General features: G+C 43.4%; 13 protein-coding genes. 6 read left to right on the plus strand and 7 right to left on the minus strand.

Annotated features, from left to right (window positions below; translation table 11 throughout):
- Positions 1–25: 25 nt before the first annotated feature.
- The 7 genes from AAKU64_RS10055 to AAKU64_RS10085 form a co-directional block, all read right to left on the minus strand.
- The gene (locus tag AAKU64_RS10055; protein ID WP_354333656.1) at positions 26–376 is read right to left on the minus strand and encodes an EscU/YscU/HrcU family type III secretion system export apparatus switch protein; all 351 of its coding nucleotides are present in this window, start codon (positions 374–376) and stop codon (positions 26–28) included.
- Positions 363–1,526: a flagellar hook-length control protein FliK gene (fliK, locus tag AAKU64_RS10060; RefSeq protein ID WP_354333658.1), complete on the minus strand. Its 1,164-nt coding sequence runs from the start codon at positions 1,524–1,526 to the stop codon at positions 363–365. Before fliK ends, AAKU64_RS10055 begins: the two co-directional genes overlap by 14 nt.
- Positions 1,527–1,534: 8 nt before the next feature.
- Positions 1,535–1,861: a flagellar protein FliT gene (locus tag AAKU64_RS10065; RefSeq protein WP_354362077.1), complete on the minus strand. Its 327-nt coding sequence runs from the start codon at positions 1,859–1,861 to the stop codon at positions 1,535–1,537.
- Between the two features lie 14 nt (positions 1,862–1,875).
- Positions 1,876–2,355 carry a flagellar export chaperone FliS gene (fliS, locus tag AAKU64_RS10070; RefSeq protein WP_354333662.1) on the minus strand — a complete coding sequence of 160 codons (480 nt, stop codon included), beginning with the start codon at positions 2,353–2,355 and terminating at the stop codon, positions 1,876–1,878.
- Positions 2,356–2,431: 76 nt separating this feature from the next.
- Positions 2,432–4,441 (minus strand): flagellar filament capping protein FliD, encoded by a 2,010-nt coding sequence (gene fliD / locus AAKU64_RS10075; RefSeq protein WP_354333664.1) that lies wholly within the window; start codon positions 4,439–4,441, stop codon positions 2,432–2,434.
- Positions 4,442–4,548: 107 nt separating this feature from the next.
- A complete protein-coding gene (locus tag AAKU64_RS10080; RefSeq protein WP_354333666.1) occupies positions 4,549–4,926 on the minus strand; it encodes a flagellar protein FlaG in 378 nt (125 codons plus the stop codon).
- Between the two features lie 87 nt (positions 4,927–5,013).
- Positions 5,014–6,810 carry a flagellin N-terminal helical domain-containing protein gene (locus AAKU64_RS10085; protein WP_354362078.1) on the minus strand — a complete coding sequence of 599 codons (1,797 nt, stop codon included), beginning with the start codon at positions 6,808–6,810 and terminating at the stop codon, positions 5,014–5,016.
- A gap of 694 nt (positions 6,811–7,504) precedes the next feature.
- On the opposite strand from AAKU64_RS10085, the gene AAKU64_RS10090 reads away from it, so the two are divergent.
- From AAKU64_RS10090 to AAKU64_RS10115, 6 genes are read left to right on the plus strand one after another with little or no spacing between them, the layout of a single operon-like run.
- A complete protein-coding gene (locus AAKU64_RS10090) occupies positions 7,505–10,108 on the plus strand; it encodes an O-linked N-acetylglucosamine transferase, SPINDLY family protein (RefSeq protein WP_354362079.1) in 2,604 nt (867 codons plus the stop codon).
- A gap of 54 nt (positions 10,109–10,162) precedes the next feature.
- Positions 10,163–11,281, plus strand: coding sequence for a dTDP-4-amino-4,6-dideoxy-D-glucose aminotransferase VioA (gene vioA / locus AAKU64_RS10095; protein WP_354333674.1), 1,119 nt, complete (start codon positions 10,163–10,165; stop codon positions 11,279–11,281).
- Positions 11,281–11,982, plus strand: a complete 702-nt coding sequence (locus tag AAKU64_RS10100) for a WbqC family protein (protein ID WP_354362080.1) — start codon at positions 11,281–11,283, stop codon at positions 11,980–11,982. Before vioA ends, AAKU64_RS10100 begins: the two co-directional genes overlap by 1 nt.
- Complete coding sequence (locus AAKU64_RS10105; RefSeq protein ID WP_354362081.1) at positions 11,979–12,617, plus strand: class I SAM-dependent methyltransferase; 639 nt, start codon at positions 11,979–11,981, stop codon at positions 12,615–12,617. The genes AAKU64_RS10100 and AAKU64_RS10105 overlap by 4 nt, the downstream gene beginning before the upstream one ends.
- Positions 12,610–13,269: an acetyltransferase gene (locus AAKU64_RS10110; protein ID WP_354333679.1), complete on the plus strand. Its 660-nt coding sequence runs from the start codon at positions 12,610–12,612 to the stop codon at positions 13,267–13,269. Before AAKU64_RS10105 ends, AAKU64_RS10110 begins: the two co-directional genes overlap by 8 nt.
- A gap of 8 nt (positions 13,270–13,277) precedes the next feature.
- The gene (locus AAKU64_RS10115) at positions 13,278–14,225 is read left to right on the plus strand and encodes a glycoside hydrolase family protein (RefSeq protein ID WP_354362082.1); all 948 of its coding nucleotides are present in this window, start codon (positions 13,278–13,280) and stop codon (positions 14,223–14,225) included.
- The last annotated feature ends 7 nt before the right edge of the window (positions 14,226–14,232 follow it).

A 14,232-nucleotide genomic window follows, 5' to 3' on the forward strand; every position in this document is an offset into this window, starting at 1 on the left:
TTAGAGAGGAGGTGAGTTGCTTGCTTTACACTTTTGGAGGGACTAAAGCAGACGCCGATTTTTCAGATTCTATATGGTAAAGCCAAGCGAGCAGTTCTGCAACAGCGCGATACAGTGCTGGAGGTATATCTTGATCTAACTCGACTTTCATTAACAAAGAAACCAGCTCTTTGGATTGATGTACATACACACCGTGTTCTTTTGCGCGAGCAATAATTTGCTCCGCGATTAATCCCTTGCCTTTAGCTACAATTTTCGGCGCAGAACTGCCTGTCTCATACGCGATTGCAACCGCATTTTGTGTAGTTGGCTTGATCGTTGACGTCGCTGTTGGCACTGACACTCCCGATTTCGGCACAGATTTAGGCGTTGTCATCGTGTTTAATAGAGAAAGAGTCAAGCTGAGAGCCAGCTAGTTCAATAGAATCGGCCAGCGCACTGACATGGCTTTGTAATAACGTGGCGCTTTCTGGATTACTGGCACGTAAATAAAACTGTAAATGATTTCCTTGCAAACTGATTTTTGCCGAGATTGCTCCCAGTGTGGGTAGTTCAAAACGCACAGCACTTTGCCAGGACGGGACAGCCTCGGCTTGTCCTGATGTTTGCTGACTGTCATCCTTCACGATTTCCCACTCCATTGGCATGCCAGGTAATAAATTACCTTGCCACGCTATTTTTTGTTGTTCTAAGGTGTCCAGTTGTAAATGAATAATTTGTGCCAAGCTGGAATTGTCAGCCAGTTTGTTCATCAAAGTATTGACATCAGTTGTCTGACTTGTTTGCTGCGTCGCTTGTTGTGCCTGAGGTTCCCGCATCAGCTCACTGAGAGACATTTTGCCTTGTGCCCAATCAGCAACATGAGATTCATAAAATAAGCCGCTGGATGATATTGCTTGCTGTAAGTTGGCAGCTAATTTTTCAGGTGATGCTAAGGTGCTGGCGTCTTGTGCTAGTGCAGTTTTACCGACCAATGTGAGTGGCGTACCTTGTTGTAGGTTTTGTTGTTGCGCTGCTTGCAAAATACTATTAATCAGTTTTCCAGTGGTGCTTAAATTAGTGGGCGTACTAGTATATTGCTCAAGCAGTCCTAACGCGGCCTTGGCGGTATCTTCTGCTGTGACAGGTAATTTAGATGAGGTGGAAATCGAGTTTTGTTGCCCTACATCTTGCAACATTTTCCCGATTAAATCTTGCCTTGAGAATGAGGCAGTAGTCGTAATCGCATTATCGCCGCTACCAAGCAGGAAAGTTGGCCGCGGGTTCAGTGCGAGCAGAGTCAGAGCCAATTTGTCACCGGGCTTGGTATCGTCCGGCAACGCCATTCTCGCAGTAACACCTGCGATTTTGACAAAAAAAGTCCCGTCATTTAAACGGGACAGCGCTTCACCTTGCACTTGCTTGCCAATGACTAACTGATCTAGCTTAGAAACAACGTCTTGCTTGATTCCTCCAATGGAGCCCGCCGCAGATAGCGCCTCTGTGGTGGATACGGGTCTTGGCAGGTTATCGACCCCTGGCAACATGATAGTCGTTAGCTCGTTCGGCTAGCGCCGTATGCTTGTGACAGCTTGCGGCTAGATTCAGAACTTTTCATTAAATTGGCTAATTGCGCCATCCAAGGCTCAGTCAAATCTCTGATTTCTTTATCATCGGCCAGAATTTTTTTGATGATTTGAATTTTTTTATTTCTCAAATCTGGTGGAAGTTCTGTATTCACCTCATTCGCTTTTAAAGTCTGCACTTGGGAAGAGCAATCATTCTCTAACCTGGCCAATAAATCCCAGTCCCCGGTACGGGCTGCATTGAGCATTTGGTCCGTTATATGGGCAACATTTTCGTAAATCGACATCATTTTCATGCTATCCATCTGCATCAAGCCTCAAGAAATTTGGATGGGCGAGGAGCAAGTGCATCTACTTGCTGTGGTGGTCTTACTGTTTCTAATTCGGCGGTAGCTGATACCGGAGCGATTGCTTCCCAAGTACTTTTTAAGTCACGAAGTAAATCGCGTATTTCAATTAATATTTCTGCTTTATTTTTTAAATTGGCGACCACTAACTGATTGCCCATGTAGGCATAAAGCGAGTCAAGGCTGAGAGCAATTTCACCACCGACTTTTTTATCCAGACTTGCGCGCAAACCATTTTCGATAATCGAAATCGCTTTAGAAATAGATTGACCTTTGGCCGCAATATTGCCGGTTTCAAGATTTTGCAATGCGTTAGAAATTGCTGTAATAGCGCCGTCAAACAGCATAACAATCAATGTATGTGGGCTGGCTGCAATGACACCAGTTTCCATTCCAACTTTTGCGTAGGCATTAGCACCGCGAGTCTGTGATGAGCCAAACATAATGGTAGATTCCTCTTTTGAGCTTCGATTTATGCTTTGAATTATTTTTCGTTAAGCAAAAAAATTCGCGTAATAATTATTTTGAGCTACCCGTTAGTGCCGATAACTGCTGGGTCAAAAATGTACTGGTGCTATTTAAACTACTAATAATCGAATCCAAGGCCGTAAATTGGGCACGGTAACGCGCTTCGACATCAATCAAGCGACTATTAAGCGTATCCGTCTGTTTGCTAAGGTCTTTAAGGGTGCGATTGACACCGTCCGTGGTGCTTGCAATCGTTCCAGAACTTCCTAAAAAACCGTTGAGCAAAGTAGTTAATTTGCTGGCATAGCCGATTGAGTAGTTGACCGTACCACGGGCACCGACCGATCCACCCGCGACCAGGATTTTTAATCCTTCAGTGTTGGTTCCCACAGCACCAGTTAAGGTTTGTCCAGATCCACTTACTTGTGTCCCATTGAGTGTACCGGCTACATCGAGCCCGGCGGTACCGTTCAATTGTGTTCCAGCCAGACTTGATGCGCTAGTGCCGGTGCCATCCGCTAATGTCACGTTAGATGAAGAACCATAACTTGTTGACTGCAATACTAATTGACCGCTGCTATTGATACTGGCTTTAACAGAAGAACCTATTGCTGAAAACGCAGATGTGGTGTTAATCGCTGTTTGTACTGCAGTCGCTAATTGAGCTGGCGTGTAGCTACCGCTTGGAATGGCGACACTGGCATTCAGATTGTTGAGTGTTACGTTTAACGTCGTATTTGCATCAATCGTGGTCGTACCAGGCAAAGCTAAACTACCCGTCAAACTACCTTGAGTCGCAATTTGCGTCACATTAAGAGCGTAAGTACCTTCTTTGGTCGCTGAAGTTGAGCCAGCGATACTAGTCAAGCTATCGCTAGTCTTGCCGATAGAGGCAAACAAGCCGCCAACGTCACTAAAATTATTTGTTAAGGCCTTACTTAATTTTGTAGAGTCGACAGACAATGAGCCGTCTTTTTGAAAAGACACACCAATTTGGCTTAAAGTAGTTAAGCCACCACCCAAGCCGTTGACTGCAGCCGACAAAGAATTGCGAATTTGATTTTGTACGCCTTGAGTTGTTGAATCTCCCAGCAACAGGCCGCCTTTTTGCGTGCTGCTATTGTAGGAGGTGAGGCTGGTGATTGTCGCGTTCAGCGCATTGTAGGCTTGAACGAAATTAGTCACGCTATTTTGTACTGCGCCAGAATTTGTCGTTACCGAAATACTTGTCGTACCAGCTTTAGTTAAATTCAGAGTAACACCTTGTACGGCACTGGTTACAGTATTGGCGGCGCTGGTGATATTAATGCCATTCACTTTAAGACTGGCATTTTGAGCCGTACTGATTTCAGTAAAGTTCTGCGTTCCAGAAGGATCGTAATTCAGTAAATTAGCTACAGCAGAGTCACCTGTCGCGCTGATTTGTAAGCTAGAAGTCGCACCAGTTTTGGCCGAGCTAAGCACCAGATGATAAGGCGTAGCGCTACCGTCACCGACGATAGAGGCATTGACACCGATGCCAGCAGAGTTGATAGCGTCTCTGATGCCCTGCAATGAATTGTTACTACTATCGATCGTGACAGTGCCTGTCGTTTGCGTTGTATCTTGTGTAAATGTTGCACCACTTGGATAGGTACCATTCACTGCTGTGCCTGCAATCGTACCGAACTTAAAAGAAACGGTCGCAGATGTGCCAGTCCCGATGGCGTCAGAAGAGCTGACCTGGCCAGCACTTGAAATACTTTGATTTTGGGCAAGCTGGTTGACTGTAATGCTGTAGGTTCCCGCTGCTGCAGATACCGCAGCCGTTGCGGATGCAATCGTTGAGTCACCAGAGGTTGCAGTTAACGACTGGAAGACTGAGGGATTACTTAGGTTTGCAACAGCACTTTGAAATGAACCTAAGGCGCTATTGAGAGTTCCGTAAGCTGAGAGCTTGGCTTGGTAGCTCGTTTGTTTTTTCGCCAGACTGGTCAAAGGCTGACTTTCCACTTGCATCAGCTTGCTGACGAGTGAATTAACATCAAGACCTGAGCCTATACCTGTAGATTGAATGGACACCTGATTCCCCTTTACGAGACGATACTTTAACTAATTATCGGCAAAAGCAAACCAGACTTTAGAAGGGGATTTACCTGCCTATTTCAAAACTGAACGTTTTTAGCATTTCAGGCGCTTTGTTTAATCAATAGCCCCAGTAGTTTATCCAGGGATTTAGAAATTTCCAGTACTTCTTCGTTCGGTATCTGGCGTAAAACTTGTTTGGTCTGTTGATCAATTAGCTTCACAACGACATGCTTAGAATCAGGGTCAATACTGAATTCCAGGCCCTGTGAGCTAGATTGTAGTGCTTTGTTAATGTCTTTGACCGCGCTATCGACTTGATCTCTGGTTGCTTGTGTTTTGGCTGCCGGAGTGATGGCTTGCGCTGTTTCTGTCGGCGTTGATGCCTTGACGGTAGATGTGGTGGCAATATTTCCAGAGGTAGAGCGATCTGAAACAGTTTGCCCTGATGGTAGTTGATTACCAGTCGAAAGAGCATCCATGATTGTTTCCTTTAAGTAAAATTCCCCTGGTCAAAAAATGACCAGGGGATTGCACTTTTCAATGAAGAGTTAAACCCCTGCCATTGATTAACGCAACAGAGCCAACACACCCTGTGGCAAGGCATTTGCCTGTGCCAAGATCGCAGTACCCGCTTGTTGCAATACTTGACCACGTGTCAAGTTGGCAGTTTCAGAGGCGAAGTCTGTATCTTGAATACGGCTACGAGATGAAGTCAAGTTTTCCGAAGTTGTTTGCAAGCTGCTGACAGCAGAAGCAAAACGGTTTTGGTAAGCACCTAAGGAAGCGCGTGAGCTATTGACTGATGCCAGAGCAGCATCAATTGTTGCCAATGCTGAAGTCGCACCTGAAGCAGTAGTCAAATCTAATGAAGATAAACCTGCACCAACCGTAGCCGTAGCCGCTGTATTACCAGCACTCAAGCCAGAAGCTGTTGCACCAGCACCCGCTACCGTTGTTGTACCTACTGCAAGACCGGTATTGGCTAATGTTGCATTGCCTTTAGTTGTAATAGTGAAGCCTGCATTCTGTGAGCTAGTAAAACTTAAAACACCAGCAGTATTCGTTGCAGTAACACCAGTTTGTGATGTTTTGGCATTAATTGCAGTAGCCAATGCAGCACCTTGCAACGTTGCAGTTGAGCCACCAGTAACCGCACCGATGTCAACACCATTAATAGTCAGTTCGCCAGCTGCAAGTGAATTGCCTGTTGTGCCTGTAATGGTTGTGCCGGATGTTGTGCCTGTACCGCCATTTGCCAAAGTGATACCAGAAGAGCTTGTCGACGACAATTTAACTGTACCAACTGTAGTAGTGACGCCAGCTGTTGCTGCTGCAACACCAGTAGTCAAGCCCGTTGTTGTGTCATTAGCGCCAGCATTAGCCGATTTAGTGATCGTGATATTTCGTGCATCGGCTGCGGCCAGAGATACGGCACCAGTTGTGCTGTCAAATGTTGCTGTAACACCTGTTTGGCTTGATTTTGCATTAACAGCTGCTGTTACTTGAGCGCCGCGTTCTGCTGCAGATCCTGCTGCTGCCAGTGCACCAATATCAACACCGTTGATTTTGATGTCGCCAGCAGCGACTGCAGTAGCGAAACCAGTTGCTGCCGTGCCTGCCAATGTTGTAGCTTGTGCCGTTGCAGTAACACCAGTCTGGCCGCTGACTGCATTAATCGCAGCAGCTTTTGCGATAGCGCTGCCGCTTGATGCTGTGTTAGACACGCCATCAGAGCTAGTTGCGCCAACATTAAAGCCGTTAATGACCAAATCGCCGGAGTTGAGACCACCAACTGCGTTAGTGCCGCCTGAAATACTAGCGGAGTAGCTAGAATTAGAGCCTACACCTAAGGATGACGTGTGAGCGCTGGCGATTGATGCAATGTTGATCTGATCGTTTGAAGTACCGTTTGCGCCAACTTGGAAAGTTTGCGCAGTGAAGCTACCATCAAGTAAGTGCACGCCATTGAAGTTAGAGGAGCTAGCAACACGGTTGATCTCAGAGATCAACTGATTGGATTCGTTATTGATCGCAGCACGATCAGATGCGCTGTTAGAGCCGTTGGCTGCCTGAACAGCCAGATCACGAATACGTTGTAAGTTAGTACCGATTTGGGCTAAATCACCCTCGGCCGTTTGCGCTAGTGAGATACCATCGTTCGCATTACGAACAGCTTGGTTTAAACCACCGATTTGAGACGTTAAACGTTGAGAAATCGCCAAACCCGCCGCATCGTCTTTTGCGCTGTTAATACGCAAACCTGAGGACAAACGTTGTAAAGAAGTCGCGAGGGAGTTTTGGGACGTTGTTAAATTGCGTTGCGCATTGAGCGAGGCAATGTTGGTATTGATGAATGAAGCCATGGTGATACTCCTTACCTAAGTTATTTGAATTGGCGAGTGGCCTTAAACTTTGGTCTGTCTTGTTAAGACTACAGGACCGCCGTTGCTATCAGGTATCGGACGGATAGCTAAAAAGTTTAATGAATTTCCCCAAGTAAATATTTTATTTAAGGTGTAAAGTTTTATTTACTTGCCCGCTAAACGGCATCAATTCAAATTACTTGAGGGTGAAATTGATCTTATTTTCGAGATAGATTATCAATAAATTTTGTTAATCTTGATAAAAATAAGACAACTGAGCATCCAAACCAGCGATGTCTGCAATAAATAAAAGTCTATTCTGGTAGTTACTTAATGTCACGTTGATCTCTCCAATACACGCATAATTCATCGGAGTGGATTGAGATAAGGCAGTTTCATTGTAAAAAATACTATGATGCTGCTAGTCGTGTGGACTAATTTATTCGATTATTTTCATCGTTTTATCCTAATTTTTTTATACTCTATATGAGTATTTTTAGGTGTCCATATATTCATTGGTTAGTAAGGGGTTTTTGATGAAAATATGGGGGAGTATATGGAAATAGAGCGTTTTCACATGTCGTAATGATCGCGCTGTGTCTTATTTACGATTGCTATTCGTTTTCTTTAGTACTAACGAGTTGCACGTTATCGCTGGCATAAAAGGAAATCAAACCATGAGGTTAGTCGTGTCATGACCACGGAACACCAAGTCTTGGAGAACCAGCTCTCTTCGCCTGCACAAGCACTTGCGGCAATAGATCAATTGTTGGTCATGGCCAAGCAATACATGCAAGGCGGTAATCATTTGAAAGCACAAGAGTGCTATGAATTAATCCTGACGCATGTCCCGGAGCATGATGATGCCAATTTTCAATTGGGGCAATTAAGCTTATTACAGGGCGAGCAATTGACTGCGCTTACATATTTTGAGCGCGCGATTCAAGCTTCTCCGACCACGGATAGCTACTGGTCTGCCTACATCGCTATCTTGCAGTCGCTAGGTGATGACAATGTTGTTGCAGAGGCTATCAAGTTGCGTGAACAGTTTTTTAGCAGCAATATAAATAGCAATACGGCGCCGGCGCCAGATCAAACCGAGAACAATTCCTCTTTAACAGCATCTACTCAGAATCGATCTAGTACAAAACTGAGGCCGCTGACGTCCAAAAAATCGGTGGTGTTTTCAGAGGGCGTCGATCAATTGGTCAAGTTGTATGAGAAGGGTGCGTATAAAGAAGTAGAGCGTTTAGCAAATAAGCTGACAAAAAAAAATCCCCAGCATGGTTTTGCATGGCGGTTTTTGGGGATTGCACTGCTTGAGCTTAATCGTAAAGAAGAGTCGTTGACGTCGATGCAGCGAGCGTTGCGTATTTTGCCTGATGATCCAATTGCGCATTTCAATCTGGCACTCGCTTACACGCAAATGAAGAATTTCTCTTCTGCTGAGCAGCACTATAAGCAAGCGATCCAGCTAAATCCTGAGATGCTGGAGGCTTACAATAATTTAGGCAATCTGCTCGCAGCCCTATCCAAATTTGAGGAAGCTGAGTCTTGTTTTCGAGACTTGATTCGATATAAGCCAGAGTTTGCTTTAGCTCATCTTAATTTAGCAAACGTACTCAAACAGAGGGCGCGTTTGCCAGAAGCAAAAGCTGAGGCGATCCTTGCAGCATCACTTGCGCCTGATATGGCGGATGCGCACAATTGTCTGGGAGGCATTCTATTTCTATTGAAAGAATTAGATTTGGCTCTGTTGCATCTGCAAAAGGCTGTCGAGTTGAGGCCAGATTTTGCATCTGCCTATAACAATCTAGGTACGGTGTATGTAGAAAAACGCCAATATATCGAGGCTAAGGCCAGTTTTAATAAAGCCTTGCATTTTGATCCCTTGATTAGCGTCGCATACCGTAGCTTGGGCATTCTTGGTAACTTTCTTGCTGAACCAATAGCGGATTCTGAACGACTACTTCGTAGAGCCATTGAGCTTGATCCCAAAGACCATGGTGCCAATACAGCCCTATTATTTTTATTGAGTGAGGCGGGTACTCTTACCGCAAAAGAATTGTTTCAAGAACATTTACTTTTTGCAAAACGGTTTGAATCAGCTCTAATCTCTCATTGGCCCGTCCATACCAATGATAAGACCAGTGATCGCTGCTTGCGAATAGGCGTTGTCTCTGGCGACTTTTATAACCACGCAGTAGCCACATTTATTGAGCCCATACTAAAACATTTGTGCAAGTATGACCTTGTCGAGCTATATGCTTACTATAACAATCAAGAAGAAGATCAAGATACCGCTCGCTTGAAGTCGTATTTTTCTAGCTGGGAAGTCATACAGTCAAAAAATGATGATGAGGTTTTTAAACAAATCTTAGAGCATAAAATTGATATTTTGGTCGACCTCTCTGGGCATACGTCGATGAATCGCCTGACACTGTTCGCCAGAAAGCCTGCACCAATTCAAGTTACCTGGATTGGCTATCCTGGCACCACAGGTTTGTCAGCAATGGATTATTTTATTGGGGATCATTACTTATTGCCTAATGGGCAATTTGATTCTTTATTTTCAGAGAAAATTGCCAACATTCCATGCAGTGCGCCATTTAACCCTAGTACTGTTGCATCCGATGTCGCTCCACTTCCGGCAATTGAAAAAGGCTATATTGTGTTTGGAAGTTTTAACCGGATTGGGAAAATCAATGATGCGACGATTGCACTTTGGTCGAAGCTAATGGCTCGATTACCGACATCAAAGATTTTATTAGGCTCTATGCCTCAGACGCTGAATCCAAGTGCGATTACAGATAAGTTTGCCGCCCACGGGATATCGTCAGATAGGATTAGTTTTTACGGCCGTTCAAATATGACTGATTATCTCAACTTGTATCATCGTATTGATATGTGTCTTGATACCTTTCCCTACAACGGCGGTACGACAACGCATCATGGACTTTGGATGGGAGTGCCAACCTTATCTTTGATCGGTGACACCGTACCGTCACGATCTGCCGCAGGCATTATGGGGCAGGTAGGTTTAGATGATTTTCTTGCGACCAGTGAGGAAGAGTTTATTCATAAGGGATTGTTCTGGTGTGCGAATCTCGATTTACTCTCTACCATCCGATCCACGCTTCGCACTAGGTCTGAAAACTCAATCAAGTGTCATCCAGAGCTACTTACTGATTCTGTATATCGCGCTTTCAGGTATATGTGGGAACGTTGGTGTAACAACTTGCCAGCCTGTTCTTTTGATCTCGCAGAATTAGATGATAAGAAAAAGCAGGCTGATTGATGAGACACTTTATTCAACATGGCTTTTGTCACATTTATTTTAAGTGGGCATAAAATGATCAATAAAATTCCTGATGAGCCAATTTATGTCACCCAGCCAGTGCTGCCGCCATTGGAAGAGTTTATTCCTTACCTGGAGCAAATCTGGAAAAATAAATGGCTGACAAATAACGGTCCTTTCCATCAGCAGCTAGAGGAAGAGTTATGCAAGTACCTCGGCGTCCAGCATATCTCTTTGTTTACCAACGGGACGATCGCTTTGGTGACTGCGCTCCAGGCGTTGCGCATCACTGGCGAAGTGATTACAACGCCGTATTCATTTGTAGCGACTTCTCATTCACTATTGTGGAACGGTATCAAGCCGGTCTTTGTGGATGTTGATCCTATTTCCTTAAACATGGATCCAGATAAGATTGAAGCCGCAATTACTCCGCAAACTACGGCGATCATGCCAGTCCATTGTTATGGACATCCATGTGATGTCGAGCGAATTGAAAAAATTGCAGACAACTATGGACTGAAATTAATCTATGACGCTGCCCATGCCTTTGGCGTTAAATCTAAACATGGAAGCATTTTGAATTACGGTGATTTATCTGTTTTAAGTTTCCACGCAACGAAGGTCTTTAATACCTTTGAGGGCGGAGCAATCATTTCACCTACGGCAAAAGCGAAATTACATATTGATCATTTAAAAAACTTTGGCTTTGTTGACGAAGTTACGGTTGTCGCCCCAGGTATTAATGGCAAGATGAGTGAGGTCAATGCCGCATTTGGTTTATTGCAATTAAAAGGGATTGATGCCGCGTTAGAAAAACGTAAGGAAATCGATTCGATTTACCGTCGCAAGTTAGCAAATGTAAAAGGAATCAGATCATTGTCCTTTACCGGCGAGCACGCCGCAAATTTTGCCTATTACCCTATCTTAATCGAGCAAGACTACCCAATGTCACGCGACGCGTTGTTTCAAAAGCTTCGTGATCATAATATTTATGCCAGACGATATTTCTATCCTTTAATTAGCGATTTTCCTATGTATCGGGGTTTGCCATCTGCGGCCCCAGCTAATTTGCCTGTCGCTAGAAAAGCATCTCAGCAGGTACTTTGTTTGCCGATTTTCCCTTCGCTGACTATTGAACAACAAGATTTTGTGATTGATTTGATCGCTGAATAATGACAACAATTGCCATCATGCAGCCTTACTTTTTTCCGTACCTTGGCTATTTTCAACTGCTAGCCTCGGTAGATAGATTTGTAATCCTTGATGATGTCAACATGATTAACCGCGGTTGGGTCAATCGTAATCGTATTCTGGTTAATGGCGAGGCGCACACGATATCAATACCACTTATCGGAAATAGTCAGAACAAATTAATTTGTGAGTTATCTATTTTTGATGAATCTAAATGGCGTGAAAAGACCTTAAAAACAATTACTCAGTCTTATTCGCGTGCCCCATATTTTCGTTCTGTAATGTCTTTGATTGAAGAGATTTTTGGCTATAACGAGAGTTCTCTGGATAAATTTCTACTTCATAGTCTAGGTAAATTTGTCGATTATCTTGGTATCTCAGTTGAAATTATTTCCAGCTCAAGAAAATATGGGAATAATCATTTGAGAGCGCAAGATAGAATTATTGATATCTGCCAAAAGGAACAGAGCCAGAACTATATTAATCCTATTGGTGGCGTTGATCTTTATTCAAAAGAGTCATTCGCTAAACATGAGCTTTGTCTGCATTTTTTAAAAATGAGAGAGATCGAATACAAACAATTTCAATCTAAGCACTTACCATTTTTATCCATTGTTGATGTGTGTATGTTCAACAGTAGTAAGGAATTAACTGCATTGCTCGCAGAGAAGGAGTTGTGTTGAGCCAAGCAAAATATAATTCGATTATTCGTCATTATGAAGAATGCTTTGAGCGTCATGGCGACACGCATCTTGGAGTTGATTGGCCGAACGAACTTGATGCTGCCAAGCGTTATTCTGTGATGCTGGATGTACTCAGAAATCCTTTGGATGGTATGAGCTTATTGGATTTTGGCTGTGGTGCTTCTCACCTTTATCCGATTTTAAAAAAGACTTTTCCATCGATTACTTATGCTGGTCTGGATGCATCACAAATATTTTGTGATTTTTCCCAAAAAAAATATCCCGAAAATACTTATTATTGCCTTGATGTGATACAGCAAGCTGATCAATTGCCTGGTTTTGATTTCATCGTAATGAATGGGGTGTTTACTGAAAAGAGGGGACTTGATTTTGATGAGATGTTTGATTATTTCAAACAACTTCTCCGTATTGTTTTTTCAAAAGCACGGGTTGGAATTGCTTTTAACGTGATGTCGACGTTTGTAGATTGGGAGCGTGATGATTTGTTTCATTTGCCTTTAGATTTAGTCGGTACTTTTCTTACGCGTGAATTAAATCGTCATTTCGTTATACGTAACGACTATGGATTGTATGAATATACAGTCTACGTTTATAAGGAGTCTTGTTATGGCTAAAGTCATTATATTTGGGATAAAGGATTTTGCTGAGCTTGCTCACTTCTATTTGAAAAACGATTCTACTCATGAAGTCGTCGCCTTTAGCGTTAACCGAGAATTTCTACCTGAGGATAAAAAATTTAGAGGTTTACCCGTCGTTGCATTTGAAGACGTAGATAATATTTTTCCGCCTGAAGAATTTATGTTCTTTGCGCCCATGTCACCTAAACATATGAACGCTGATCGACAAGCAGTCTACGAGGCGATAAAGAAAAAAGCGTACCAATGTATAAGCTATGTCAGCACGAAGTTGACGATGTTTGACAACCCTATTGGAGAGAATTGTTTCATTCTTGAAGATAATACGATTCAACCATTTACTACGATAGGAAACAATGTTGTCCTGTGGAGTGGTAATCACATAGGTCATCACGGTGTGATCGCTGATCATGTGACGGTGACATCGCACGTCGTTATTTCTGGACATTGCAAGATCGATTCCTTTAGTTTTTTTGGCGTCAACTCAACTATTAGGGATGGCATCCATATCGCACAAGGTAGTTTTATTGCAATGGCATCCGCAATTACGGCTGATACCGAAGAATGGAGCGTTTATAAAGGCAATCCTGCCGTAAAGCAAAATATTCCCAGTACCAGAATTAAATTCTAAGAGTGATGATGAAACCATTCAAATGGGAAAAACATGGTTTGATCTATTGTCTTGATGATCAAGTTTCGTGGGCAAAAGGCTATACACAAATGCCAACTGTTGATGCCATGTGTGACCGGGGTATTGATATTTTTTTTAGTAGCCGTGATCAGTTAAACAGAAGTTTGATCGGACGACTGACACTGGATCGTGACAATCTAAAACGTATCGTTGATGTGCAGCAGAGTCCCGTTCTGGAGTTAGGCGATCTTGGTACTTTTGACGATTGCGGAGTAATGCCATCTTCCCTGGTAAATTTTGAGGGGAGAAAGTATTTGTACTATATTGGTTGGAACGTCCGCAATACAGTGCCATATCATAATTCGGTTGGTTTGGCTGTAAGTGAGGACAAGGGGCTCACATACCAAAAAATTTTCACTGGCCCGATTATGGACAGAACACATGATGATCCATATTTTTGTGCCACCACATGTGTCATTGTAGAAAATGGCATTTGGCGTAATTGGTATTTGTCATGCACAGGATGGTTTGTGGTGAATGGAAAGCCTGAGCCTCGCTATCATTTGAAGTACGCAGAGTCATTGGACGGCATCAATTGGAAAAGAAGCGGTACGATAGCAATTGATTATATGGATCAAAATGAAGGTGGAATTGCCAGAGCTACGGTGATTAAAGATGGATCTCTTTATCGTATGTGGTTCAGCTACCGAAGTATATTGAACTACCGCAGCGATAGTCATAGCAGTTATCGAATCGGGTATGCAGAATCAAGTGACGGTATTTCTTGGAAACGACAGGATGATCGCGCTGGGATTGATGTCAGTGGTCAAGGTTGGGACGCTTTCATGCTGGCCTATCCAGAAGTTGTTGATATTGATGGCCGAAAATTCATGTTTTACAACGGGAACGGCTTTGGTCAATCAGGGATAGGATATGCCGAGTTACTGGCTGAATAATTGAAAA

Source organism: Undibacterium sp. GrIS 1.8 (genome assembly GCF_040544445.1).
Taxonomy (GTDB): Bacteria; Pseudomonadota; Gammaproteobacteria; order Burkholderiales; family Burkholderiaceae_D; genus Undibacterium.